The organism is Microcoleus sp. AT3-D2, from assembly GCF_036705715.1.
In the GTDB taxonomy this organism is placed as follows: domain Bacteria; phylum Cyanobacteriota; class Cyanobacteriia; order Cyanobacteriales; family Microcoleaceae; genus Microcoleus.
In genome coordinates this window covers 1-26,988 of record NZ_JAUBVE010000043.1, presented here as the reverse complement: position 1 = coordinate 26,988, position 26,988 = coordinate 1, and the positions used below count along the sequence as shown (strand labels likewise).

Genomic DNA, 26,988 nt, shown 5'->3' with positions numbered 1-26,988 from the left:
GATGGTGCGATCTTCATGGAAACTGTCAGGTAAATAATAGATCGGCTCGATGGCGCTTTTTTTATCGGAATCAGGTAATATTCAGCAACTAGCGATTATAAAAGTTTATGGGAAGGGCTAGCTCAATGCGTAATAAAAGATGGTTAGGTGCGATCGCCCTTCTCACTGGTGCGGGTTTTCTGGGCAACCATTGCAATTTGTCTCTTTTCTTTGGGGTTGATTTCCTCTTTGGCAGTATTCCCATACTGATTATTACTTACTACTTCGGCTGGGGCTGGGGAGGCTTGGCTGGTCTAATTGCAGGCAGCTATACTTATATCCTTTGGAATCATCCATACGCCACGATTATTTTGGTAATTGAGGCTCTGTTTGTAGGGTTTCTTTGCAAGAAGCGCAAACAGCCAAATATCCTGTTATTCGATGGAATTTACTGGTTCTTAATTGGAATGCCCCTCGTTTGGCTTTTCTACGGTCAAATGATGCAGATGGATGCGAATCAGGCCATCCTCGTTATGTGCAAACAAGCAGTCAACGGCATTTTTAATGCCTTAGTTGCCAGCTTGATCATTTCGTATGCGCCGATTTATCGGTGGATTAGTGCTTCAAAGCATCTCGCCCTCTCTTTACAACAAACTATTTTTCATCTGTTGGTAGCTTTTGTATTTATTCCAGGACTGATCCTATTAGTTTTTGATGGTAGATACTTTGTTGGTCAAATCCAAACCACGGTGCAAACGGATTTAGAAACAAACGCAACAACTATCACTAGCGCCATATCTAGATGGCATCAGCGACATCTCTTAGCTTTGAATACATTAGCTGAAGAATCGCTCATACCTGAAGCCACAACTGCTGCTAATACAGCGATTCAATCATCCGAGCAGCTACAAAAAAAAATTAGCCTAATCGAGCAGTTGTTGCCTGATTTTGACAAAATTTATGTTGCCGATTCATCGGGAACAATTTTAGCTACTTCTTCTCCTTTTAATCAAACCCGTCGGCGGTTGATAGAACAAAGCAGGGAACATAAATCTCTCATTACCCTGGCTCAAGAGCGATCGACACCTTGGATGACTTCTATTCACAAACATTTATTAATGGACGAACCTAATGTAGGATTGAATGTGCCCCTGCAAGTTCAAGGTCGTTTTATTGGGCTGATCCACGGTTCATTAGGATTGAGCAAAATCAAATCTCTCTACATTTTCCAGAGAAACGATCAGAAAATACGCATTACATTGCTAGATCAAAACAACCGAGTCATTGCGAGTAATCAATCCGACCAAAAGCTTTTGACCAGTCTTGAGGAGTCAAAGGACGGCAGCACTCGCATCTTAGAGGGAACCTTGCAGCAGTGGCTTCCTAGCAATAAAAAGAATCCAATGATCCGTTGGAAAAACTCTCTGTATATAGAGGAATTTACAATTAGCTCCGATCTGGACTGGAGATTACGCTTAGAAATTCCAGCAGCTCCCTATGTAGAAAATTTACAAAATCGCTACAAGGCTGACTTGAGTATTTTACTCGTCATCACAATGTTGGCATTTTTGTTTGCAACGCTGGTTAGCGAACGACTGGTCAAGCCATTATCCTATTTAGCTCTTGCGACTACCGACTTACCCAACAAGCTTTCAGAAGAAACATTTGAATGGAAACATAGCTCTGTTACTGAAATCAATGAGCTTGCTGGCAATTTTCAATTGATGGCGATCGCGCTTTATCAAAAATTTAGGGAGATTCAACACGCCAACGCTACATTAGAACAGCGGGTTCAAGAACGAACGCAAAAATTATCTATAATCAATCGATCTCTGAAAGCTGAAATTAAGAGACGTAAACAAGCCGAAACTGAGCTAAGAACAAGAGAGGCGGCGATACGAGCTTTATATGAAGTCACTGCTACCCAAAATCTCAATTTTGAGCAGCGCATCCAAGCGTTGATTGACATGGGATGTGAGAATTTTGGGCTTGAAAGTGGCATCTTGGCTCGTGTGCAAGATAATATTTATGAGGTGATGGTTGTGCGATCGCCCGATGGAGTCCTGAAACCAGGTGACGTCTTTGATATTAAGGAAACTTTGTGCTGTGAAGCTTTAGACACAAATGAACCCCTAACCATCGAACATATAGGCACCTCCAAATGGCGTTACCATCCTGCCTATGTTGTCCTTGGCATAGAAGCTTATATTGGAACACGAGTATTAGTTGCAGGCCAAGTCTACAGTACACTCAGCTTCTCTAGTAAATCTCCCCGTGCAGACAGCTTTAAATCTGCCCATGTGGAATTACTGAAGCTGATGGCTCAATGGATTGGTAGTGAAATTGAACGGCATGAGGCAGAAGTCGCTCTGCAAGCGAGTGAAGAGCGGTGGGAACTCGCCCTACGTGGTAGTAATGATGGGGTATGGGATTGGAACGTCAACACCAATGAAGCATTCTTCTCCGCTCGCTGGAAAGAAATGTTGGGCTACGAAGACCATGAAATTCCCCATCACCTGGACGAATGGAGCAAGCGGGTGCATCCCGAGGATCTCGGTTGCGTCATGCAAGTAATTCAAGATCACTTTGAGGGAAAAACTTCTTTTTATACTACGGAACATCGAGTTCTTTGTAAGGATGGGAGCTACAAGTGGATTCTAACTCGAGGGCAGGCGCTTTCGGATGAAGCGGGCAGAGTTGTCCGTATGACTGGTTCTCACAGCGATATTACCGAGCGCAAAAACTTAGAGCAGGAAATTCAAGCCAGAGAGCAATTATTGAATGCTTTCTTTAAAGGAGCTTCCCTAGCAGGGGTGGGGCTGTGTATCCACGATCAACAGTTTCGATTTTTACAAATCAATGAGGCACTAGCTAAAATTAATGGCCACTCTGTGGAGGCTCACTTAGGTAAGACAACCGATAATGTTTTGGGAGAATTTGCTGCTGGTGTGAATCCACTATTACAACAGGTTTTAACAACTGGAAAACCTTCGATCAACTTGGAAATTAGCACAGAAGTATCCAGTCAAACGGGTGCCAAGCGCTACTGGCTAACTTCTCACTTTCCCATTTTCAAGGATGCAGAGCAGCCTATAGCGGTGGGTTGCATTCTAATTGAAATTAGCGATCGCAAACGAGCCGAAGCGGAACTGCAACAAATGAGTGCGGCGCTAGAAAATGCCGTGGCAGGCATTTCTCGGCTGGACCCTCAAGGATGCTATATCTCTGTCAATGTGACTTATGCTGCCATCTGCGGATATCAGCCCGAGGAAATGCTAGGGATGGAATGGCAAAGAACCGTTCATCCTGAAGATGTTGAGAAGATGGCGGCTGCTTATGAGCAAATGTTGAGAGACGGCAGAGTCGAAGTGGAGGCTAGGGGAATGCGAAAAAATGGCTCTAGCTTCTATAAACAAGTGGTGATGGTCTCTACTTATGACGAGCAAAATGTGTTTGTCGGGCATCACTGCTTCATGAAGGATATTAGCGATCGCAAGGAGGCAGAAGAAGCACTACAACGACAGTTGCAAAAAGCCCTACTGCTGAAGCAAATTACCGAAGAAATTCGTCAAAGCCTCAATGCTCAGCAGATATTTGCAACGGCTGCTATTCAGATTGGGCAAGCTCTTGGGGTCAGTCGCTGCTTAATTAGCACATACCAAGACAATCCACTGCCTCAGTTTCCTATCGTTGCCGAGTATCTAGCAGTGGGGTCAGCGCCCAGCGGGGAGCATGATATTTTGTCGGCCAGTCCTGCTTATACAAAACAATTGATGGCTCAAGATGAAGCGATCGCCTCCCCGGATGTCTATTGCGAATCATTGCTCACCTGTGCTCATTCAATTTGTACCAATCTCAATTTGAGATCGACATTAGCAGTGCGAACCTCTTACCAAGGAGAACCGAATGGTGCCATTTGTTTGCACCAGTGCGATCGCTACCGTCATTGGACCACCGATCAAGTGGAGTTGCTAGAATCAGTCGCGGCTCAAGTAGGAATTGCCCTAGCTCAAGCCAAGTTACTAGAGCAAGAAACTCGACAACGAGAAGAATTAACTCTGAAAAACTGTACCCTGGAGCAAACTAGACTGGAAGCAGAAGCTGCGAACAGAGCCAAAAGTGAGTTTCTGGCTATGATGAGCCATGAAATTCGCACTCCCATGAATGCGGTTATTGGTATGACGGGACTACTGCTCGATACAGAACTCAAGGCTCAACAGCGAGACTTTATCGAGACGATCCGTAATAGTGGGGATACCCTCCTGAGCATCATCAACGACATCCTTGACTTCTCCAAAATTGAGTCGGGCAAGCTGGAGTTAGAAAAGCATCCTTTGAGCTTGAGAGATTGTATAGAAAATGCGATCGACCAACTTGCAGTAAAAGCAGATGAGAAAAATATTGAATTGGGCTACTTCATCCAGCCTCAGACTCCTAACTTCATTTTGGGTGATGTCACCCGTCTCCGTCAGATTCTAGTTAACTTGCTCAACAATGCGATTAAATTTACTGAAGCTGGGGAAGTTACCATTTCCGTAGAAGCCTCTCTAGTGGATTCTGACAAAACAATTTCTGAGCCAGGTAACTTGTCAGAAAGCTTGTATGAAATCCAGTTTGCCATTCAAGACACAGGCATTGGTATTCCAGCCAATCGGCTCGATCGACTGTTCAAGTCTTTTAGCCAAGTAGATGCTTCGACGACTCGGCAGTATGGAGGGACTGGTTTAGGTTTGGTGATTAGTAAGCGACTTAGTGAAACGATGAACGGCATGATGTGGGTTGAGAGTTCCGGTCACGTCGGAGGAACCCCTTCACCCAAATGGCAAGCCGCTAAGCCTCATCGAGTCACAATGGGTTCGACCTTCTACTTCACGATTGTGGCATCCTCTGTTGCTAGTGAGTTAGCCGAACCGATTGAAATGCTACCAGAACTATCTGGCAAGCATTTATTAATCGTGGATGACCTGCCCATTAACCGACAAATTCTGACGTTGCAAGCCCAGACTTGGGGGATGCAGATTCGCGCTGCCCAATCGGCTGTGGAAGCCCTCAACTGGCTTGAGAATGGAGAAACGTTTGATGTCGCTATTTTAGATATGCAAATGCCACAAATGGACGGCTTCACACTCGCCTCAGCCATCCACCAGCATCCTAAGTGCCACCGTTTACCCCTGGTGATGCTGACTTCAATGGGCAAACCAGAAACCAGTTCTTCAGCGCTCTCCACCCACTTTGCGGCTTGTTTAAGCAAACCCATCAAACAATCCCAACTTTATGAAGTCCTGACACAGGTTCTACAAGCTCAACCTACAAAAGTTCAACAGCGGCCCCCTAGCTCTGTTCAGGATGATATTAAACTGGCCCAGAGACTTCCGCTGCGAATTCTGTTAGCAGAGGATCATCTGGTGAATCAGAAAGTGGCACTGCTGTTGTTAGAGCGTTTGGGATACCGGGCTGATATTGCTGCCAATGGATTAGAAGTCTTGGAAGCCCTGCACCGCCAGCCTTATGATGTAGTGCTGATGGATGTACAAATGCCAGAGATGGATGGACTAGAAGCCAGCCGTCGTATTTGCCAGGAGTGGCCGGCTCATACTCGTCCCAGGATTATTGCCATGACGGCAAATGCCATGCAGGGCGATCGTCAGCTTTGTCTTGATGCTGGCATGAATGACTATATCAGTAAACCAATTCGACTAGAGGCTCTCATCCAAGCGCTGAGTCAGTGTCCACCCAACCCTGAACCGCAGCAGGCCCAAAAGGAGGAATCAGATACCAACAAGCCAGAAATTGATATGCCAGCGGTTAACCTCACTGAACTGCAAGCCTTCTGTAGCAGCATCGATCAAGATTCAACCCAGATTTTGAGCTTGCTGGCGAACTGCTACTTTGAGGAATCTCTAAAGTTGCTACAAGCTATGAAATTAGCGATCGCCCAAGCGGATACTCAAACCCTAAAGCGAGTGGCTCATACCCTCAAAGGCAGTAGTGCGAATCTAAGCGCGACTCCTCTGGCCCAGCTTTGTAGCAGGTTAGAAGTCATCAGTACCTCTGGTGAACTAGATCAAGCCTCAACGCTTTTGGCTCAAATCGAGGTTGAGTACGATCGTGTCAAGAATACTCTCCAACAAGAACTACAAAAGAGCGAAAGTAATCTATGAAAGTCCATTAAATAAACCTCTTTTGGCATCAGGACTTAGGCAACTGTCAGACGTGATGCCGCAAGGCAGCTATGTGATCGCATACCCACGATCAAGCCTGATTCCAAATCTTCTGTTAGCATCGGAATTATTCATATCTCCCTTCTTTTCATCTGCGTGGATCAGCGTCAATTCCTTGTCATCTGCGGTTCATAAATTCTCTTTTTTTCACCGCAGATGAGGGCAGATAAACACAGATTAACGCAGATTAATTATATATATTCTGGTTGCAGCCTCTGTGATTGTTGACTGTTGGCAGGATTTTACAATAATGACTAATGAGTAATGACTGCTGGCTGCTGTCGAAGTGGAATCTCGATCACAAACTCAGTACCTTTCCCCAATTCCGAATTGCATTTTAAAACGCCCGCGTGTTTTTCTACCACAATTTGGTAACTAATTGACAGTCCCAATCCAGTACCTTTTCCCACCGGCTTAGTGGTGAAAAAAGGGTCAAATATGCGTTTTCTCATAGATTCCGAAATTCCCGTGCCACTGTCAGAAATCCGAATCACCGCGCTAGGAAGATTGCCATTAAGTTGACCGACTGAAGTAGAGATTTTAATTTGAGGAGCCACAGATGGATCGGCGAGCAACTTGTGCGATTCCAAAGCATCGATCGCATTCCCGATTACATTCATAAACACCTGATTCAACTGTCCAGCATAACACTCAACCAGAGGCAAATTCCCGTATTCTTTAACTAGCACAATGTTTGGACTGTCGGAATTAGATTTCAGCCTGTGCTGTAAAATTAACAAGGTGCTGTCAATGCCCTCGTGAATATCAACCGCCTTCATTTGACTTTCGTCTAGACGAGAAAAATTCCTTAAAGACAGAACTATTTGACGGATGCGATCGGCTCCCACCTTCATTGACAATAGCAATTTTGGTAAATCTTCTAGCAGGAATTCCAAGTCAATATCTTCACTCAATTTGTCTATTTCAGGACTATAATCTGGATATTGCTGCTGGTAAATTTCCAACAAACTCAGTAAGCTAGCAGTATATTCACTAGCGTGATTGAGATTGCCGTAAATAAAATTAACTGGATTGTTAATTTCGTGAGCAATCCCGGCTACCAGTTGCCCCAAGCCAGACATTTTTTCAGTTTGAATCAATTGAGCTTGAGTGTGCTGCAAATCTTTTAAACTTTGAGCGATTTGTTCTGCTTGGCGTCTGGTTTGAGCTAACAAATCGGCTTGTTGGATAGCAACGCCCAATTGATTGGCAATCTGAGCTAAAAAGTTAACTTCTGAACTTTCCCAACAGCGGGGTCTAGAATGTTGATACGCTGTCAGCAAACCCCAAAGTTCTTGTCCTACAAAAATCGGCGCGATCGCATAAGCCTTCACCTGAAATTTCTCTAAAATACCGACAACACACTCCGAGTGGCCAACTTGATAGATATCGTCTACGGCTAGAGTTTCATTATTGGCATATCTGCCGCCTCGGTTTTCCTGCAAATAAGTATCTTGCCAAACTGTACTGATACCTTCCCCTACCAATTTTATCCAGCCATCTTTCACAAACTCGGCCACATAATAGCCACTCCAATCAGAATTAAATTGATAGACAGCAATTCTATCAACTGGCATAAACTGACAAACTTCTTGGGTTGCTGTCTTAAAAATTGCGTTGATATCGAGAGATTGTCGAATCTTAGCCACCACTTCAAACAGTATCCGCTGTTGCTCGGCGGCCCACTGCAAATCGATCGTTTGCTGCCGCGTTTGAGCAAGCAAATCTGCTTGTTCTAATGCTACGCTCAACTGAGCTCCGACTTGCGTAGCAAACTGGATTTCTGAAGTGTTCCAATGGCGCGGACTGTCGCACTGGTGCACGCACAGCAAACCCCAAAGTTCGCTGCCATTCATCAGCGGCATAATCACCTGAGATCTAATTTGAAATAGAGCTAAAATAGCAGCATGGCAGTCGGAGAGTCCGGCACTTTCGATATCGGGCAGCACTTGAATGCGTCCCTGACTGTATTTATTTGCATAGTTCTCTCCAAAACAATGATCGCGAATTTTTACATCCATTGCTGAAGAAAAATCTGGCAAAACATCTTCGGTAATAAATTGACCTTCATTAAAATTTGAACTTGTATCGAAGCGATAAATGCCCACTCTATCAGCCTTTAAAATCCGTCGCAATTCTGTAGCTGTCGTGCTAAAAATTGTATCTAAATCGAGAGATTGTCGAATCTTAGCAACTACCTCAAACAGTATTCGCTCCTGCTCTGCTGCCCGTTGCAACTCAACTGCTTGCTGCTGAGTTTGAGCGAGCAGATCTGCTTGTTCTAAAGCAATGCTTAGCTGAGCGGAAATTTGGGTAGCAAATTTAATTTCGGAAGCTTCCCAGTTGCGGGGAGCCGAACATTGGTGTACGCACAGCAACCCCCAAAGGTCGTTGCCTTTCATAATCGGTGCAACTAAAGTAGCTTTGACCTGAAATTGCTCCAAGACTTTGTGGAAGCAATCTTGCAGTCCGGCCTGTCTGATGTCGGAGATTGAGTGAACTCGCCCCTGAGAGTAGAGATTGGCGTAGTTTTCTCCAAAGCAGCGATCGTGCACTTTGACTGCCATTGCTGACACAAAATATGGCAAAACATCTTCGGCAACGAATTCGCCGTCGTTAAATTCTGATGCGGAATCGAAGCGGTAAACCGCAACTCGATCGGCATTTAAAGCCCGCCGCACTTCCTGGGACATCGTGCTAAAAATTTTGTTCAAGTCGAGGGATTTCCGCATTTTTGCCACCACTTCAAACAGCACTCGCTGCTGTTGGGTCAACTGCTGTAGTTGAGCGGTGCGCTTTTGAACTTGATTTTCTAGGTTGGTGTTAAGTTCCTCTATTTGTTGATCGAGTTGGTAGTGGTTAATAGCATTAGAAAAGTGCGTGCCAAAAATGTGGATCAATTCAATTTCTTCAGCCTTCCATTCGCGAATTTGGGCAGTTTTTGACTCTTTCCACGCTTCAAAAGATATCCGAGATTGGGCGAGCCGCTGGTCGCTATCAAACTGTCTCGCCCAGAGAGTTTCGGTGTCAAATTCTTCTCGAAAAATGGTCAAGTAACCGAATATTTGCTGGCGGGTTCTGAGCGCTACGATTAAAATGCTGCGAATTTTGGTCGATCGAAATGCAGGTTGTAGGCTTCTCAAACTGCTAATTTGGTACAAGTCGGGAATTGCCCAAACCTGTTGCTCGCCGGATTTAAAATATTCGTGCCAGACGCTGTATTGCTCAACCTGCGGGTATTTTGCGGAAATTCCCATCTTCGGCCCTGAGCCGCAAGTGTAGACTGTGAGTTCGCTAGTGGAGTTATCCGAATAGGGAACTAAATTCGTAACCTTGCTGCTGTGGGAAACCAATGGCGTGGCGAAAATGCACAGCCTGCCGCCGGCTGCGTCTAGTGCAGCTACAGATTCTGCCAAAGCTGTTTGGAGTTCAATCGCCGGCTGGGAGTTAAGGGCTGTGGCGACGCGGTTGACTGCGGCTTCCCGTTGAGCTTTCGCCCTCGCTCGGGCGAGGAGGGTTGATTGGGCTATGGCGACGCCGAGCTGATCTGCCACCATCTGAACGCCTTGGAGTTCGTTTTCTGTCACACTCCGGGACTCGGAGTGGTGAGATACTAACAACCCCCAGAATTCTTCGCCGTGAAAAATTGGTACTACCAAGCAAGCCTTGACGCCCAGTGCAGTCAAGTATTCAGCGTGGCAGGGGTCAACCGCACGAAAGTGTATTTCGTCGGGCAGCAGTTGACCGGAAACCGCCTCGCGGCGAGGACTTTGGCCTAGCTGCCCGGAATCTATATCGACGATTGATCGCACCTGTACTTGCGCGAACAGTTCGCGGGCGTGAGGGGGAATATCGTCTGCGGGAAAATGCAGACCCAATAGGGATGGCAAGCGGTTGTCGTTAATTGATTCGGCAATCACTTCACCGCTACCGTCGCTATGAAATTTGTAAATTTTTACTCTGTCTGTTCCCAAGAAGGATTGAACTTCCGCTGCTGTTGCGCTGAGAATGTCGGGTAGTTCTAGAGAGCGGCGAATGCGGTTGGCGATGCGTTCGAGCAAATTTGCTCGAACGAACGTCATCTTGAGATTTTCGATCTTTAATGAGTCCATTATTAATCTTTTGCTTTCCTAGCAATAACAGTAAGCGGCCCAAAAGTTTTGTGCCTGTTAAAAAATTCGGCAAGCACAGCCATTTAATAAAATATAAATATCCTGATGGCGATCGTCGATTAGTTTTGCACCTGTAGCGATCTGCCTTAAAACTGCAACTTTTCAGTGCAACTTTCCATTGTATGGGATTAAAACTTTTGTACTTTAAATATAAACTTTGTAGACCCTGCCTTGCAAGCTCTTTACCCCAACGGATTAAACTTGTCAAGTTTCAAGACTTGCAGAGTCATTCACCGCCACCGATGAAGGTCGCACCGAAATATTTCAGTCCTGGATGCAAAAGCTCGCTGAGGAACGAGCAGACGGAAAGAAACAGCATGGACTTCAAAAGGTTAACTCAGAAACCGGGTTTCTACGTCTAGGATTGTATGTGCTGCTAGCGGGTTCGGAGAACAGTCGATCGACAATCCGCAGCTTTTTCAGATATTTTTAGATCAAAAAAAAGCTCCTGCCGTTAAGCAGGAGCCTTTTTCAACTAGACAATCAAATCAGAAATAAATTCGATCGATTAGTCTAAGTCTGGCATAGAAAGTACCGCTTCATTTTCGCGATCGATACCCTTCTCAAAGCCAGCGACAGCCGCGCGAGCGCGACCAGCGTGCCACAAGTGGCCGACCAAGAAGAAGAAACCCATCACAAAGTGGAAACAGGACAGCCAAGAACGAGGAGAAGTGAAGTTAAACGAGTTAACTTCAGTCGCCACACCGCCCACAGAGTTCAAAGAACCCAAAGGAGCGTGAGTCATGTACTCAGCCGCGCGGCGAGCTTGCCAAGGCTGAATGTCATTCTTGATTTTGTTCAAGTCCAAACCGTTAGTACCGCGCAAGGGTTCCAACCAAGGGCCTTGGAAATCCCAGAAACGCATCGTTTCACCGCCGAAAATAATTTCGCCAGTAGGAGAGCGCATCAGGTATTTACCCAGACCGGTGGGGCCTTGTGCAGAACCGACGTTAGCACCCAAGCGTTGGTCGCGGATCAGGAAGGTCAAAGCTTGCGCTTGAGAAGCTTCCGGGCCCGTCGGGCCGTAGAATTCGCTGGGGTAAGCAGTGTTGTTGAACCAGACAAAGCAACAAGCGATGAAGCCCATCAGGGACAAAGCGCCCAAGCTGTAAGACAGGTAAGCTTCGCCAGACCAGATTAAGGCGCGGCGAGCCCAGCCGAAAGGCTTGGTCAAAATGTGCCAAACACCGCCAGCGATACAAATCAGGCCCAGCCAGATGTGACCGCCGATGATGTCTTCCATGTTGTTGACGCTGCAAATCCAGCCTTCGCCACCAAAAGGAGAGCGAGTCAAGTAGCCAAAAATCACAGCCGGGTTGAGAGTGGGGTTCGTGATAATACGCACGTCGCCGCCGCCTGGAGCCCAAGTGTCATAGACACCGCCGAAGAACATGGCCTTAGCTACCAGCAGCAGAGCGCCGCATCCCAACAGAATCAGGTGGTAGCCGATGATATTGGTCATCTGGTTCTTGTCTTTCCAGTCGTAGCCGAAGAACGAAGAGTATTCTTCGAGAACTTCTGGGCCGCGAACGGCGTGATAAATGCCGCCCAAACCGAGAACAGCAGATGAAATCAAGTGAAGAACGCCGACTACGAAGAACGGGAAGATATCAGTGACTTCACCGCCGGGGCCGACGCCCCAACCCAAAGTAGCGATGTGGGGCATCAAAATTAAGCCCTGTTCGTACATGGGCTTTTCTGGGATAAAGTGAGCGACTTCAAACAAAGTCATTGCACCGGCCCAGAACACGATCAAGCCAGCGTGAGCGACGTGGGCGCCCAGCAGTTTGCCGGAGAGATTGATTAAACGAGCGTTGCCAGACCACCAAGCGAACCCGGAGGATTCTTGGTCGCGACCGCTTGCGTAGGAATTAGAGAGCGTTACCACCCGGTAGAACCTCCAACGATTTTAGATTTTGGATTTTGGGTTTTTTTGTTCCCTAGTAGAGCACGGTATCACCGCGCCTGCGCCGGGGAATAGGGATTTGGATTTGAGATTAATTTAAAAAAATTAAATTAATCTCAAATCCAAATCCAGATTTTTTTAAAGTGCGTTACCGCGAGGCAGAACTTCTTCAGGGAAGATGAAGTTTTCGTGGGGTTGGTCCGTAGGAGCCATCCAAGCACGAATGCCTTCGTTAAGCAGAATGTTCTTAGTGTAGAACGTTTCAAACTCAGGATCTTCAGCAGCGCGTAATTCTTGGGATACGAAGTCATAGGCGCGCAGGTTTAATGCTAAACCGACGATGCCAATGGAGCTCATCCACAAGCCTGTGACAGGTACGAACAACATGAAGAAGTGCAACCAGCGTTTGTTGGAGAAGGCAATTCCGAAGATTTGCGACCAAAAACGGTTGGCTGTCACCATCGAGTAGGTTTCTTCTGACTGAGTTGGGTTGAAGGCGCGGAAGGTGTTTGAGCCTTCGCCGTCTTCAAACAAGGTGTTTTCTACGGTTGCACCGTGGATGGCGCACAACAGCGCGCCGCCCAAGATGCCTGCCACGCCCATCATGTGGAAGGGGTTGAGCGTCCAGTTGTGGAAGCCTTGCAGGAATAGCAGGAAGCGGAAAATTGCTGCGACGCCGAAACTGGGGGCGAAGAACCAGCCTGATTGACCCAAGGGGTAAAGCAGGAACACCGACACAAACACGGCGATGGGGCCGGTGAATGCTAGGGCGTTGTAGGGACGGATGCCTACCAAACGGGCGATTTCAATCTGACGCAGGCAAAAGCCGATCAGTGCGAAGGCGCCGTGGAGGGCTACGAATGTCCACAAACCGCCGAGTTGGAACCAGCGGGTGAAGTCCCACTGTGCTTCGGGGCCCCACAGGAACAGCAGGGAGTGTCCGAGGCTGTTGGCTGGAGTGGAGACTGCTACGGTGAGGAAGTTGGCTCCTTCGAGGTAGGAGCTTGCCAAACCGTGGGTGTACCAGGATGTGACGAAGGTGGTGCCTGTTAACCAGCCACCGATGGCTAGGTAGGCGCAGGGGAATAGCAGGATGCCAGACCAGCCTACGAAGACGAAGCGATCGCGTTTGAGCCAGTCGTCGAGTACATCAAATATGCCTCTTTCGGTCTGGGCGCGTCCGACTGCGATTGTCATAAAAAAAACTGGGTAAGTGGGAAACGAGCGTGTCTTCCGACCTGAGAGGAAAACAACGCGGCGATTTCAATCGCCTTGAATCTTTCCCCTTTCGGGGTTGGAGGGGTATGGTTGCCCTTCCGATGAGGTATGGTTGCCTCAGTCTCCCTTGCGGGGTAATGTTCGCCTCGACCTGGTTATAAAGGCTTGTTAGACCTGCGACACTGTTTCAGTGACTTTAAAACTGTTTAATCGCAGGTGACAGAGCGGAAAACTGGCGTCGCATTCGCCGGTGTCGTGACCTAAATAACGTCTCCTCTTGCGAGGGGTCTGGTCAGAACAGCTTGCAATTTCTTACAAGCTCAGTGGCCTTAGCCCTTAGTTCCTGACTGGGGTAAAATCCTTTTGCTTGTTAAAAAACTAAGGTTTCTAATTAAACTTAACATAAGTATATATTAGAAGTTCAGAATTTTTCAACATAATTAGCAGGAGTTGATACACAATACCGATCGGTCGATCGCGATCTCGTCAGCGAAGCGTGACGCTCGGTGGGCTAATTGAATTAAGATTTGGCTTTAAGGCTGTTTAATTTTATGACTGCAAAAACAATGACCTCGATCGATCCTGTCCTGCGCTACCCGGTTTTGGGCTCCCGCCGCTTCAGCAATTACTGGTGGGCGACGGTGGTCAGCATTGGAGGGACTGGTTTCCTGCTGTCGGGCATTTCCAGCTACTTGCACGTTAACCTGCTGCCTTTTGCTGACCCGACTCAGCTTGTTTTCATCCCCCAAGGCATTGCGATGGGTTTCTACGGTGTCTGTGGCGTGCTTTTGGCGCTCTACCTGTGGCTGACTATTCTCTGGGATGTCGGTGGCGGTTACAACGAGTTCGATCGGCAAACTGGTAACATTCGGATCTTTCGCTGGGGTTTTCCCGGAAAAAACCGCAAAGTTGATTTTACTTGCAAGACATCGGACGTGCAATCTGTGCGGGTGGACATTAAAGAAGGTCTCAGTCCCCGCCGCAGTATTTATCTTAAGCTCAAAGACCGCCGTCAGTTTCCCTTGACTAGAGTCGGACAGCCGATTGCTTTGTCGGAAGTGGAAAATCAAGCGGCCGAATTGGCTCGATTTTTGCAAGTTCCCCTAGAAGGACTTTAGGGATTTGCGATTTGCGATTTGCGATTTTAGATTGGTAATGTCTCGTAGGGTGCGCTGGGCCGCGCACCTTACCTACCTGGTAAGTGAAAAAAATCGATCTGCGAGTCAGCCCGTTACCAATTTTTGAATCTATCAATTAACCATACTTGCGAAAGTTTTTGATTGCCAACCGTAGAATAAGGGTTTCAAGGATCTGCGGCAAGTTCGCTACCAAAGCAAAATCGCGGGTTTCAGACTACGAACTAAAAACAGTCAGGACTATTGAATTAAAATCTTTAGTTGCAAAGTCCGTAATTGACTCAAAGTGAAAATACAAATGCAAATGCAAATCAAAATTCAGCGGTGGTTGTTCTCACTTTTAATAATTGGTGCGTTGTTTGTCGGAGGATGCAGTAATTCCCCTGTGGCAAACTCGACTCCGACATCGAATCCGGCGTCGGGTGAAAATATTACTTTGTCTCCGTCTCCTTCTCCTGCTGCTGTAGCGACGAGTTCGCAATTTAGCAACTTGCCACGATTGGAAGGAAAAGCAACGGTGGTGATGACGGTTAAAGGTTCTCCAATTACGATCGAACTCGACGGCACAAATGCGCCAATTACTGCGGGCAATTTTGTCGATTTGGTTCAGAAAGGTGTCTACGACGGATTGGTTTTTCACCGAGTCGTCCGGGAACCTCAGCCTTTTGTAGTTCAGGGCGGCGACCCCCAGGGCAAAGACCCTAAATTTCCTACAGCGCGGCTGGGAACTGGCGGTTTTATTGACCCGAAAACTACTGCAGAACGCAGGATTCCTCTAGAAATTAAAGCTAAAGGTGCTGCAAACCCTACTTACAGCGCGACGCTAGAAGAAGCTGGGGTTAAGGAGAAACCCGTGTTGATGCACAGTCGCGGGGCGGTGGCTATGGCTCGATCGCAGAGTCCTGATTCGGCTTCTTCTCAGTTTTACATTACTTTGACCGATGTACCGTTTTTGGACGGTAGTTATGCGGTTTTTGGGTACGTGAAGCAAGGGATGGATGTTGTTGATAAGATTGAAGCGGGCGATCGCATTGAGAAGGCTACTGTTACTCAGGGTTTGGAAAATTTTAAGCCTGTTCAGTAGTCAATAGTCAGTCGTCACTCGTCAGTTCAATTCCGGTTGCACAATGGAGATGATTGTTGACGGTTGGCTGTTGACGGTTGACTGTTGACGGTTGACTGTTGACTCGGGGTCGAAAAACTCAATGGTTGTTGAGTGTTGACTGTTGATTCGATTTTATTATTCCGATGCAACCGGAAACGATATCAGTCGTTGGTCGTTGGTTAGTAGTTAATAATTAGTTCCAATCATCAATAACTAATGACTAATGACTAATGACTAAAAATTTGGGAAGCTGAGGGCAGATGTGGATGTTGTTGTTACGGGAATTGGCCTGGTTTCTGCTTTAGGCACTCTGGATTGTAGCTGGAAAGGATTGTTGTCTGGGGAATCAGGAATTCGGCAACATCAACCTTTTATAGAACTTGAACGGCGACCTTTGGCTTTAATTGGCACAAAACCGACCGATTTAATAACTTTAATTCGGGAGGTTTTAACAGATGCTGTGCAAGATGCTAATTTGACTTTGCCTTTGCCCGATTGCGGGATTGCGATCGGTTCTAGCCGGGGGTTTCAGGCAAATTTAGAACTGTTGGCGAGGGAAGGAAGAGGGAAGAAGGAAGAAGGAAGAAGGAAGAGGGAAGAAGGAAGAGGGGAGAAGGAAGACGAAAGAGAATTCTCAATTACCCATTCCCAATTACCGATTCCCAATGCCCAATGCCCAATGCCCAATGCCCAATGCCCAATGCCCAATTCTCAATTTGTGAATTTTTTGCCTCACATGGGGGCGATCGCAGCGGCGAGGGCAATTGGTTCGACGGGGCCGGTACTGGCACCGATGGCTGCTTGTGCGACGGGTATTTGGTCGATCGCCCGTGCGGTTGATTTAATCCGCACTGGTGAGTGTCAGCGGGCGATCGCAGGTGCTGTGGAAGCGCCTATCACACCGCTGACTCTGGCTGGATTTAGCCGGATGGGTGCTTTGGCAAACACAGGGTGCTATCCCTTTGATGAAAATCGGGAAGGCTTTGTCCTCGGTGAAGGCGGGGCTTTATTTGTATTAGAATCGGCCGAGTTGGCAAGGCGTCGTGGTGCTAAAATTTACGGTCGAGTTTCCGGTTTTGGCTTGACAAATGATGCTTGCCATGCTAACGCCCCGGAGCTGGGGGGGGGAAGTGCGATCGCGGCGGTAAATCAATGTTTGAAACGCAGCAATTTAGCGAGGATTGATATAGATTTTATTCATGCTCACGGTACTGCAACTGAGTTAAATGACCGACACGAAGCACTGTTAATTGAGAAGTTATTTCACCGAGGAGTTGCTGTTAGTTCGACTAAGGGGGCGACAGGTCATACTTTGGGAGCTTCGGGAGCTTTGGGCGTGGCTTTTTGTTTGATGAGTATTAAATATCAGATGTTGCCGCCTTGCGTGGGAATGAAAAAACCGGGGTTTGAATTAGACTTTGTTCGCTGTACGCGATCGGCTATTGTCAGAAATACGGTTTGTTTAAGTTTTGGCTTTGGCGGGCAGAATGCTGCGATCGTTTTATCGGGCGATCGTTAATTTTTGTAAACTCGGTTGATCGACATTTAAATTACACGATATCTCTACAGTTAAAATCTTCTGAGGTTGCCAGAGAACCCCCCGCACATCCAATTTAAATTTCAAAAATAGTACAATATTTATGTATTTTAGTCAATTAACTGAGAATTTTGCTGAGATTACTGCTGCTGCTGTCCTAGTCTGACTCTACATCCCGGCGCTAATCCTTGCGTCAAAGCCTCGGAGGTCAGAAAATAGAGGCAGATTAAAGCAGTATTGTATTTGATTAATGCACCGATTCCGATCGGCGAAAATAGAAGAAAGAAACTGTTTAAATTAAGTCTCAGGTATTTTAACATGGATCTGGCATCTCATCGATTTATGTCTTATTTTGAACCAGAGCAAGCTGCTCACCTTTGCCAAATAGCTGTTTTGGAGAGTTTTGCTGAGGAAACGCTGGTTTTTGAAGAAGGAGAAACAGCGGATTTTTTCTATCTAGTTTTAGAAGGTAAAGTCCAGTTTAGTAAGCGAATTGAAAACAATAAATATCAAACTGTTGCTGTGGCTAAGCCAGACGATTATTTTGGCGAACTCGGAGTTTTAGACGGAGAGCCACGCAGTGCTAGAGCTGTGGCAGTTGCAGGCTCGACTTTGGCAAAAATAGCCCGTGAAGAACTAATAACAACTCTCCAGTTTGCTAAAGGCAGTTCGGTACTGCAAATGTTTAGTTTCATTACTAAAAATTTACGGGATACCACGGATCAATATGTTAGCCAGTTGGTACACAAACAAAAAATGGTATTGGTAGGAGAAATGGTGAGTACAATTATTCACGATTTCAAAAGTCCTTTTACCGGAATTAAACTCTCCAGCGAAATGCTCAAAGAAATGCACCCCGATGAGGAAACTCAGGAGTGGTGCGAACTTATTCAGTTGCAGGTTCATAGAATGTTGGGGATGGCTGAAGAAGTATTAGAATTTTCGCGCGGTAATTCTGTATTACATAAAAAACCAATTAATCTAATTCAGACGTTGCAACAGTTTGAAAAGTTGAACAGAGTTTATTTTGAAGCAGCCAAAGTAGATTTAGTAGTACGGGTGACAGAAGTAATAGTGGAAGCGGATGAAAATAAGATTTTGCGTGTTTTACAAAATTTAGTTGGGAATGCTGTTGAGGCTTTTGGCGGAAGAGGGGGTCGGGTGGAGATTGCGGTGACACAAAGTGAGGAGTGGGCAGAAATTAGCATTTATGATAACGGCCCCGGCATTCCACCGACAATTAAGGAAAAGTTATTTGAACCGTTTGTGACTTATGGCAAGCGGACTGGTACTGGGTTGGGAACGGCAATTGTTAAGTCGATCGTTGAGGCTCACAAAGGGAAAATTACTTATGAGTCAGAGGACAAAAAAGGGACAACTTTTTACATCCGCTTGCCTAGAAGCATGGCTTTAGCAGATCAAAATTAAGTAAGTAGAAAGATATATACTTAGGACTTTCTCACTAAGCCTCAGAGACTTGGTTGATGAGTAGATATCTTGTGATAAAACAATATTTCCCTAATAAACCGGGTTGAAGAGCGTCAGTCCTAATACTCTCTAGCGACTTGCAGAATCAAGTATAATTGAATTAACGAACTGCTAAAAATTTGATGCCAGTTACTATTCAAACCTTACCCACAGAAGTTATCAATTTAATTGCCGCCGGCGAAGTGATTGACTCGATCGCCGCTGCGGTACGAGAATTAGTTGAAAATTCTCTGGATGCTGGCGCAACTCGTATCGTTGTGTCTGTTTGGCCCGAACAGTGGCGGGTGCAAGTTGCAGATAATGGTACGGGAATGGATCTGGAAAATTTGCGGCAGGCGGCTTCGCCCCACAGTACGAGCAAAATTACCACTGAAGCTGACCTTTACAAAATTGATACTTTGGGATTTCGGGGGGAAGCTTTGCACAGTTTGGCTCAGTTGGGCTGTTTGGAGGTTTTGAGCCGATCGAATGATTTGGGATTGGGGGATTTTTCGGAAAATCGAGAGTCGGCGCAAACCCCCGCCAAATCATCCTTTAACAAGGGGGGAATTGAAAATGCTCGATCGGGCTGGCGGGTGGTTTACAATAACGCGGGCGTTGCTGTGGAGGTGGAAACAGCAGCGATCGCTCCGGGTACGGTGGTGACTGTTGATAATTTGTTTGGCAATTGGCCTGTGCGCCGCAGTTTTTTGTCGCCGGCGCAGCAAATGCGATCGATCCAATTAACCCTTCAGCAAATTGCTATTTGTCACCCGCACGTTAATTGGCAGTTGCGTCAAGGAAATACGCCTTGTTTGCACGTAACTCCTGGTAGCACAGCAGAACAACTTTTACCTCAATTCGTGCGCGGTGTGCGATCGAGCGATTTGCAGTATTTAAAGTTAGATTTGCCTGCGAGTCCTAAACATCAGAAAGCAGCAAATTTATTGGTAGAAACTCAACTCGTGGGCGCTACAGTTAAGCCTAATTACCAGTTCCCAGTTGCTACTTCCCAATTCCCAATGCCTAATTCCCAGTGTTTGGAGTTAGTAATTGGTTTGCCCGATCGCTGTCACCGCAGGCGGCCGGATTGGGTGAAGGTGGGGGTAAATCGGCGAGTTGTGCGATCGCCCGAATTAGAGCAAACTATTCTCAGCGCCTTTGCCCGCACTTGTCCGCGCGATCGCTATCCAGTGTGTTTTGTTCACCTGCAAATCTCCCCTTCGGAAATCGACTGGAACCGCCACCCGGCTAAGGTTGAAATTTATCTGCACGATCCGAGTTTTTGGCAAGCGCAAGTTAGCGCGGCAATTACTCGTGCTTTACATTTGAACGATGAAGTTTTGCCACCTGCCCCTATTCCCGATCGAGTGGGACAATTGCTGAAGGCGTCGGAACAAAAAAGTGCTTACAGTGTCGGGATTTCGGCTAGGCAGAAGGATGACGGCGACGAACAGGAAAAAGCTAATAAAATAGGATTGATGGAATTGAGGGCGATCGCTCAAGTTCACAATACTTACATTGTTGCCGAACATTCCAGCGGAATGTGGTTGGTGGAACAACACATCGCTCACGAGCGCGTTTTATACGAGCAATTGTGCGCGGCTTGGCAGCTAAAATGTCTAGAAAAACCAGTAATTCTCAGTCAATTATCGGCGCTGCAAATAGAGAATTTATCTCGATTGGGTTTGGAAGTAGAAAGTTTTGGGGAACAGCTATGGGCTGCCCGCGAAGTTCCTGAATTGTTAGCCGATCGAGATGACTGTGCGGATGCGCTTTTTGAACTCAGTAAAGTCGCCGATTTACAAGCTGCTCAAGTTGCGACTGCTTGCCGTAGTGCTATGCGAAACGGTACTCCTTTGAGTCTTTCCCAAATGCAAAATTTGTTGGATGAATGGCAGCAAACTCGTAATCCGCGCACTTGTCCTCACGGCCGCCCTATCTATTTTGCTTTGGAAGAATCGACTCTGGCTCGGATTTTTCGCCGCAGTTGGGTGATTGGTAAAAGTCACGGGATTTGAAAGTTCATTTGACATCCGAGGGCGTTCACCTCAATCTGGCTCGATTGAAAAAAATCGTGAAGCTTTATTAAAAATAGTGGCTGATTTAGAGTAAAAAAGTTAGAATATATTAAAATTTAAATAATCCACTGTTTTTAATATCTTTTGGGAAACAGACCAAATGGCTGTTTCAAAAGAACAAGTATCGGTTTTACCATAAAAAAGGTTGATTATACTACAAAAAATGTCTGTTTACCAGAATAATCTTTGTTGTGGAACAGGCATCTTGCCTGTTCATGATTTTGGTAAAAAAAGTAAATTTAAAATAAATCAATAATAAATATGGATTTTCCGATCGCCCGACAACTCTTTTATCGAGAAATAAATCAGCCTGATGGCTCGATCGACCTGGCGAAAGCTGCCCTTTATATGGCTTTGGAAGAATACCCAAATTTAGAGCCAGAGGAATATCTAAATGCTCTCGACACGATCGCAGATGAAGTGCGCGATCGCCTGCCGGCACAGAATTATCCGCTGCGGATTATTCAAACTATTAACGGCTATTTATACGGGGAGTTGCAGTTTGCGGGCAATGATGTTGATTATTACGACCCCCGCAATAGTTTTTTGAATGAAGTGATCGATCGGCGTACTGGCATTCCGATCTCTTTATCTTTGGTTTATTTGGAGGTTGCTAAGCGCATTGAATTTCCGATGGTGGGAATTGGGATGCCAGGACATTTTTTAATTAGACCAGATTTTGAAGAGGCTGGTATTTTTGTTGATGCGTTTAACGGCGGCGAGATATTGTTTCCTGAAGATTGTCAAGCCAGACTTTCTCAAATTTACGGTCAACCTATGGAGTTGCAGCCGAGTTTTCTTGCCCCGGTAAGTCGCCGACATTTGTTGGGGCGAATGCTGGGAAATCTGAAGGCGATTTACTTGCAACAGGGAGATGCTGTGAGGGTACTCTTGGCGATCGAACGGATTTTGCTGCTGTTTCCCGATGCGCTGGGGGAACGGCGCGATCGCGGAATTCTCTATTATCAACTGGGACGCTTTGCCGAAGCGCGCCACGATTTGGAACTATACCTGAGAAATGCTCCGAATGCTCCTGATGCTGCTAGAATTCGCCAATTGGTCGATCGGCTCGATCGGGATCTTTGAAGTTAAATTCGCTAGATGTCGCACAGCACACTATAAGACATAAAAGTGACAATCAATAAATTGCTGCCCGACGACCAAATTTCGCGTTTATCATTTTTGCAAAGGTATCTAAATTTGTCAAAAAGCTAAGCATAACATATTAGTTGTAAATTAACACCTATCTTTTGATAGGTTGAAATTGCTGGACTTGACTGTAAAATTATAGGTCATTTACGGACATCCCGATTCGACTTTCCCGACTGATATCCGCACTGATATCCGCACTGACGAGTAATCTAAAAAGTATTTTGACGTAAAGAGGAACAAACTCATGAACTTTCAGTTTCAACAACGTTATCTCAACGGAATGCAACCGCTGTCAGCCCATTTAACCAAAAGAATGTCAAAGTCTTTATCATTGGGTTTGGCGCTTTTGCTGGGAACAAGTGCAGTATTCCTAAGCAGCGGCAAAGCCTTTGCATTAGATAATGTTACCGTAAAATACGGTGCTGTTGACGTAACATTACCGATGAGCGACTTGCAAAGCTTTACACAAACAGGCCAAGCATCATCTCAACTGCAAAGCGTTCTGAGTCTTGCGAAACAAACTCCCGAGTCGATGCGCGAAATATTAACGCGAGAAGTGCCTTTAGATTCTCAATTAGTAGCGCGGCTAGCAAGCACTTATTTTGGGGAAATTGTTTTCAAACAATTGGGCGAGGTTGCTTATGCGCCGACTGCTCGGCTTCAAAGCGTGCCGGCACTGCGCGATGCTTTAGTCGCAGCTTCCAAAGATGGCAAAATATCGCTGATTGAAGTGATGCAAAATTACAGCCCTACTGCCTTAGAAGTTGACGGCAATCAAGCGATGGTTATTTACGAGCGAGTGATTAAAGATGTGCAAGATTTGCAAGCTTTGTATCAGAATTCCCCGACTTTGCAAAATACGGCTAACCAAGCCGTGAATTCGGCGAGAGAAATGATTTGTCAGCCCAATCCAGCGGGAAGTACGAAGTAAATAACTGAAGTTGGAGGGAAGGGAGAATGGGGAATTGGGAATTGGGAATTGGTGCTTTTTTTCCTATTAGCTCTAACTTTCAGCTATTAGCAATTACTCATGACCCATTACCAATTCTTCGGCTATGCGAGGGTAAAAGTTCCCAATTACCCATTCTCCATTACCCCTTACCCATTCTTTGAGATAGTTGCTCGGCTACCCGCTTGAGGCGGCGGAGTTGGTCTTTCATATCTTTTTCTGTCCAAGGGGCTGCAAAGCGATTGAAACCAAATCTAATTAAACGATTGGGAATTTGAAATTCAAAGCGGTTAATCAAGAGAGTTCCTTGGATTTGCGGCTGGCATTCCCAACGATCGCATCCTTTGAAAAATCCGTCAAACCCCCAAACAATTAAACCTGGTTGTCGCTCCAACACAACACTTTCTAAAGAGGGTTGCAAAACTGGAATTTTTATGATAAATAAGCTGCGACTTCCTACGGCAGTATCCCATTCGCCTTGAGGATCGCAGCGTAGCAGGGGATTGAGCCACTTGTGCATTAAAGTGCGATCGACTATACATTGCTCCACCAAGGTAGCAGCAGCGCGAATTTCAATGGATTGCTCGAAAACTTGACGAATTGACATGAGAACCTGCAACAAGGAGGGTATTACAAAACTTTGCTTACTTGATAGTCCTTTATTTACTTGTACCGTCAATTTTTCCAGAAATTAAAAGATTGACACACTCATAAATACAGTGTATCATCTTGAATTAAAGTATATATACCGATTATGGAGTTAGTCGAAAGGCACATCATTAAACCAAATCATAGGTTTTATCGAGAAGCCGATAGACTGTCTTTGCTGTGCAAAAATCTTTACAATAGCGCTAATTACATCTACCGTCAAAACTTTTTCGCTAGCCAACAAACAAACGCTCTGGCTGTTTATCGCGCGCTCAAAACAAGTCCTGATTACAAAGCACTGCCCGCAAAGGTAGCACAAAGCACGATCGGCTTAGTGTTCAAAGAATGGACTAGCTACTATCTGGGGGTGCGAAACTATCAGGAAGACACCACTAAATCTAAAACCGCACCGAAAATTCCTCATTATAAAGGTTCAAGAGAGCGAAAAAGAGAGGAGGGGCGCTATGTAGTTGTATTTAATTGTCAAGCTGTCAGCAAAAAAGCCTTAAAAAAAGGATATGCTTGTTCCTCTGGGACTAATATTTGGTTGCCCTCAAAAGTCACCTCGATTCTGGAAATCCGGATTGTTCCCAAAGTAGGTTGTTATGTTGTCGAGGTGCTCTATGAACAGTTAGAACAGTCTTTACAAGTTAATCAGATAATAGCTGCCATAGATTTAGGATTAAACAATCTGGCAACATTAACATACAATGTTCTTGGGTTAGTACCGACAATCTACGAGGGACGGGGTGTTAAGTCAAGAAACAAATACTGCAATCAAGTTTCATCGGCACTGAAATCATTGCTGCCCGTAGCGCAAAAAACCAGTAAAAACCTCGCCAAATGGTGGCACAAGCGTAACTGTAAAGTGGATTACTACCTCCACACGACGAGTTCCGCAATTATCAAAGAACTCGTCAATTATCAAATGGGCTTGCTGGTTATAAGCTGGAACCAGGATTTTCAAGATGGGATTAATACTGGTATGATTAGAAATCAAAATTTTGCCTGTATTCCCCATCGCCGGTTTCTGCAAATGTTGCAGTACAAAGGACAACTTGCGGGAATTCAAGTTGTGTTAGTTAAGGAAAGTTACAGCTCTAAATGTTCAGCTTTGGATTTGGAACCAATTCAACAACATTCCGACTACATTGGCAGTAGGGTAAAAAGAGAATTGTTCAGAATCCAAACTGGATAACTAATAAATGCCGATGTGAACGGTTCTTTGAATATTGGCCCCAAAGCAGTCGGAGATGGGTTTATCCCAAATTCGATAGAGGGTTTTGTAGTTAACCCAGTACATTAAAAGTGTACAAACATTAAATTTAGGCGATGTCTAGATTTTTTGGAACTATTATTAAAGTTTCGTCTTCTCCTTGTCAAATGTGACGTTAACCTGAGAAAAAAATGAATGAAAGTTGGCAAGAAATAACTAGACCCATATCGGACCCAATAGTGGCTTTGTCCGATCGCATTTTGGCACAGGCCCAGCCCGCAAATCCGCTGGCACAGGCCGAGCGCGGAATTAACAATCTCTTTCAGGGCTCAAACATTGAAAATCTCCTCTGGGCCGTCGGTATCCTGCTAGTTGGCTTGATAATATCAGCCGTCGTCTCATCTGTAGTCGGGGGATTGCTCAAGAAGACTACGATCGACAATCGGCTGGCTGGTTGGATTACCGGCCGCCCGGAAGGAGCTGAAACCCCGCAAGTGGAAAAATGGATTTCCACAGCGGTGTTCTGGATCATTTTTATCTTTTTCCTAATTGCCTTTTTCGACCGCCTGAATCTAACGGCTGTCTCGCAACCGCTCAATACTTTTCTCAATCAAATTACCGGTTTCTTGCCGAAGTTAGCCGGCGCGCTAATTTGGTTGGGGATTGCTTGGGTGTTGGCGACAGTCGCCAAAATGGCCGTATCGCGCGTGATGCGGACTTTTAGCGTAGACGAGCGGTTGAATCAGGAGGCGGGTACTGCGTCCAGCGAGCGCCCGTTGCTGCTGAGCGATACTGTGGCGAATGCGCTGTACTGGTTCATTTTTCTGCTGTTTTTGCCACTGATTCTCGACTCACTGGAAATGCAGCAGGCTCTGCTGCCGGTTAATAATTTACTCAACCAAATTCTGGCGGCAATTCCGAAAATTCTGGAAGCTGTGGTGATTGGGTTTGTGGGCTGGCTACTGGCTATGGTGGTGCGGCGGATTGTCACGAATCTGTTGGCTGCTGCTGGGGCGGACGGTTTGGGCGCTCGGTTTGGAATTTCGCGGACTTCGGGCGGACAATCGCTGTCGTGGATTGCCGGGACGATCGTCTATGTTTTGATTTTAATTCCAACGGCGATCGCAGCTCTCAACGCTTTGGACATTCAGGCGATTTCGCAGCCTGCAATCGCGATGCTCAACACGATTCTGGGCGCGCTTCCCAACATTTTTACAGCAGCGCTAATTCTGGCGCTTGCTTACATTTTGGGCCGCTGGATCAGCGATTTGGTGACTAATATCCTGACGGGAATTGGCTTTAACAATGTCTTTTCTTGGTTGGGAGTGCAGCAGCCGAAACACCGGCTGCAGATACCGCCGAGTTCGATCGATCCGGAGGCAACGTTTCTTCAAGAACCGGAACTTCCGGCCCGCACGCCTTCGGAATTTGTCGGCATAGTGGTGCAGGTGGGCATCCTGCTGTTTGCTGTGGTGGCCGCTACTGACGTGCTGGGGATTCCGGCACTGACGGCGATTGTTAGCGGTATTGTCCTGGTTGCAGGTAGGGTGCTGGCAGGTTTGGTGGTATTTGCGATCGGCTTGTATTTGGCGAATCTGGCGTTTAGTTTGATTGCCAGTTCTGGAACTCGCCAAGCGCGGCTTTTGGGCCAAACGGCTCGGATTGCGATTATTGCCTTTGTTTCGGCATTGGCCCTGCAACAGATGGGCATTGGCAGCGATATTGTGAATTTGGCTTTCGGGCTGCTGCTTGGGGCGATCGCAGTTGGCATTGCTCTAGCTTTTGGTTTGGGCGGGCGCGAGATTGCGGCCGACCAAATTCGCGAATTGTTAGCGTCGTTTAAACAAGATAAGACGCCACGTTTGTAATTCTATAAAATGGCGTTTGTCAAGTACAAACGCCATTTTTTTATATTTTTTATTAAATAAGTGTATTGCTAGACTGCCTGAATGGCGTTAATCAGATTTTGACGCAGGTCGTAGCTATAAGCTTTTGCCATTTCTTAGGCTCCTGTAAGGAAAAGACTTGTATTTTATGTCCTAAGTGTCTTAGCAATAGCTATTCTAGAAAAGAAAGTTTATGGACTTCAACTATACAGCACTTCCGGATGTTATGAGGTACAGCAGCAGCAATTAGTAAACCAGCTTTTGAGATGTTTCGGATTAATTAAGTCAAGAGCCACAGCAATTATCGTATCAACC

14 protein-coding genes are annotated in these 26,988 nt (G+C 46.1%); 10 read left to right on the top strand and 4 right to left on the bottom strand.

Annotated elements, in window-relative coordinates; all coding sequences use genetic code 11:
* The first annotated feature begins 107 nt into the window (after positions 1-107).
* The gene (locus tag QUB44_RS18135) at positions 108-6,140 is read left to right on the top strand and encodes a response regulator (RefSeq protein ID WP_445299905.1); all 6,033 of its coding nucleotides are present in this window, start codon (positions 108-110) and stop codon (positions 6,138-6,140) included.
* A 314-nt stretch (positions 6,141-6,454) separates the two neighbouring features.
* Here the strand turns inward: QUB44_RS18135 and QUB44_RS18130 are convergent, their stop codons facing one another.
* The 3 genes from QUB44_RS18130 to psbD all read right to left on the bottom strand — a co-directional run bounded on the left by QUB44_RS18130 (position 6,455) and on the right by psbD (position 13,475).
* Positions 6,455-10,312 (bottom strand): GAF domain-containing protein, encoded by a 3,858-nt coding sequence (locus QUB44_RS18130; RefSeq protein ID WP_333369707.1) that lies wholly within the window; start codon positions 10,310-10,312, stop codon positions 6,455-6,457.
* Between the two features lie 568 nt (positions 10,313-10,880).
* Positions 10,881-12,260 carry a photosystem II reaction center protein CP43 gene (gene psbC, locus QUB44_RS18125; protein WP_333369706.1) on the bottom strand — a complete coding sequence of 460 codons (1,380 nt, stop codon included), beginning with the start codon at positions 12,258-12,260 and terminating at the stop codon, positions 10,881-10,883.
* Positions 12,261-12,416: 156 nt separating this feature from the next.
* Positions 12,417-13,475 carry a photosystem II D2 protein (photosystem q(a) protein) gene (gene psbD / locus QUB44_RS18120; protein WP_333055206.1) on the bottom strand — a complete coding sequence of 353 codons (1,059 nt, stop codon included), beginning with the start codon at positions 13,473-13,475 and terminating at the stop codon, positions 12,417-12,419.
* 572 nt (positions 13,476-14,047) lie between these two features.
* Here psbD and QUB44_RS18115 point away from each other — a divergent pair.
* The 7 genes from QUB44_RS18115 to QUB44_RS18085 all read left to right on the top strand — a co-directional run bounded on the left by QUB44_RS18115 (position 14,048) and on the right by QUB44_RS18085 (position 22,905).
* Positions 14,048-14,614, top strand: a complete 567-nt coding sequence (locus QUB44_RS18115) for a photosystem I assembly protein Ycf4 (protein ID WP_333369705.1) — start codon at positions 14,048-14,050, stop codon at positions 14,612-14,614.
* 316 nt (positions 14,615-14,930) lie between these two features.
* Complete coding sequence (locus QUB44_RS18110; protein WP_445299906.1) at positions 14,931-15,716, top strand: peptidylprolyl isomerase; 786 nt, start codon at positions 14,931-14,933, stop codon at positions 15,714-15,716.
* Between the two features lie 283 nt (positions 15,717-15,999).
* Positions 16,000-17,256: a beta-ketoacyl synthase N-terminal-like domain-containing protein gene (locus tag QUB44_RS18105; protein WP_333369703.1), complete on the top strand. Its 1,257-nt coding sequence runs from the start codon at positions 16,000-16,002 to the stop codon at positions 17,254-17,256.
* A 336-nt stretch (positions 17,257-17,592) separates the two neighbouring features.
* The gene (locus tag QUB44_RS18100) at positions 17,593-18,702 is read left to right on the top strand and encodes an ATP-binding protein (RefSeq protein ID WP_333369702.1); all 1,110 of its coding nucleotides are present in this window, start codon (positions 17,593-17,595) and stop codon (positions 18,700-18,702) included.
* 182 nt (positions 18,703-18,884) lie between these two features.
* Positions 18,885-20,762, top strand: coding sequence for a DNA mismatch repair endonuclease MutL (mutL, locus tag QUB44_RS18095; RefSeq protein ID WP_333369701.1), 1,878 nt, complete (start codon positions 18,885-18,887; stop codon positions 20,760-20,762).
* A gap of 321 nt (positions 20,763-21,083) precedes the next feature.
* Entirely contained in the window at positions 21,084-21,908 is an 825-nt protein-coding gene (locus tag QUB44_RS18090; RefSeq protein ID WP_333369700.1) for a transglutaminase family protein, read from the top strand.
* Between the two features lie 310 nt (positions 21,909-22,218).
* The gene (locus QUB44_RS18085) at positions 22,219-22,905 is read left to right on the top strand and encodes an alpha/beta hydrolase (protein WP_333369699.1); all 687 of its coding nucleotides are present in this window, start codon (positions 22,219-22,221) and stop codon (positions 22,903-22,905) included.
* A gap of 160 nt (positions 22,906-23,065) precedes the next feature.
* On the opposite strand, the gene QUB44_RS18080 is transcribed toward QUB44_RS18085, so the two are convergent.
* Entirely contained in the window at positions 23,066-23,530 is a 465-nt protein-coding gene (locus tag QUB44_RS18080) for an SRPBCC family protein (protein WP_333057572.1), read from the bottom strand.
* A gap of 147 nt (positions 23,531-23,677) precedes the next feature.
* On the opposite strand from QUB44_RS18080, the gene QUB44_RS18075 reads away from it, so the two are divergent.
* Both QUB44_RS18075 and QUB44_RS18070 read left to right on the top strand, forming a co-directional pair.
* Positions 23,678-24,769: a transposase gene (locus tag QUB44_RS18075; protein WP_333369698.1), complete on the top strand. Its 1,092-nt coding sequence runs from the start codon at positions 23,678-23,680 to the stop codon at positions 24,767-24,769.
* Positions 24,770-24,978: 209 nt separating this feature from the next.
* Positions 24,979-26,655: a mechanosensitive ion channel gene (locus tag QUB44_RS18070; protein WP_333369697.1), complete on the top strand. Its 1,677-nt coding sequence runs from the start codon at positions 24,979-24,981 to the stop codon at positions 26,653-26,655.
* The last annotated feature ends 333 nt before the right edge of the window (positions 26,656-26,988 follow it).

Coding starts and splice junctions, on each gene's coding strand:
- QUB44_RS18080 (WP_333057572.1), bottom strand. CDS start 23,530: ATGTCAATTCGTCAAGTTTTCGAGCAATCCATTGAAATTCGCGCTGCT.
- QUB44_RS18130 (WP_333369707.1), bottom strand. CDS start 10,312: ATGGACTCATTAAAGATCGAAAATCTCAAGATGACGTTCGTTCGAGCA.
- psbD (WP_333055206.1), bottom strand. CDS start 13,475: ATGACAATCGCAGTCGGACGCGCCCAGACCGAAAGAGGCATATTTGAT.
- QUB44_RS18090 (WP_333369700.1), top strand. CDS start 21,084: ATGGATTTTCCGATCGCCCGACAACTCTTTTATCGAGAAATAAATCAG.
- QUB44_RS18075 (WP_333369698.1), top strand. CDS start 23,678: ATGGAGTTAGTCGAAAGGCACATCATTAAACCAAATCATAGGTTTTAT.
- QUB44_RS18070 (WP_333369697.1), top strand. CDS start 24,979: ATGAATGAAAGTTGGCAAGAAATAACTAGACCCATATCGGACCCAATA.
- QUB44_RS18085 (WP_333369699.1), top strand. CDS start 22,219: ATGAACTTTCAGTTTCAACAACGTTATCTCAACGGAATGCAACCGCTG.
- mutL (WP_333369701.1), top strand. CDS start 18,885: ATGCCAGTTACTATTCAAACCTTACCCACAGAAGTTATCAATTTAATT.
- QUB44_RS18100 (WP_333369702.1), top strand. CDS start 17,593: ATGGATCTGGCATCTCATCGATTTATGTCTTATTTTGAACCAGAGCAA.
- QUB44_RS18110 (WP_445299906.1), top strand. CDS start 14,931: ATGCAAATGCAAATCAAAATTCAGCGGTGGTTGTTCTCACTTTTAATA.
- QUB44_RS18115 (WP_333369705.1), top strand. CDS start 14,048: ATGACTGCAAAAACAATGACCTCGATCGATCCTGTCCTGCGCTACCCG.
- QUB44_RS18135 (WP_445299905.1), top strand. CDS start 108: ATGGGAAGGGCTAGCTCAATGCGTAATAAAAGATGGTTAGGTGCGATC.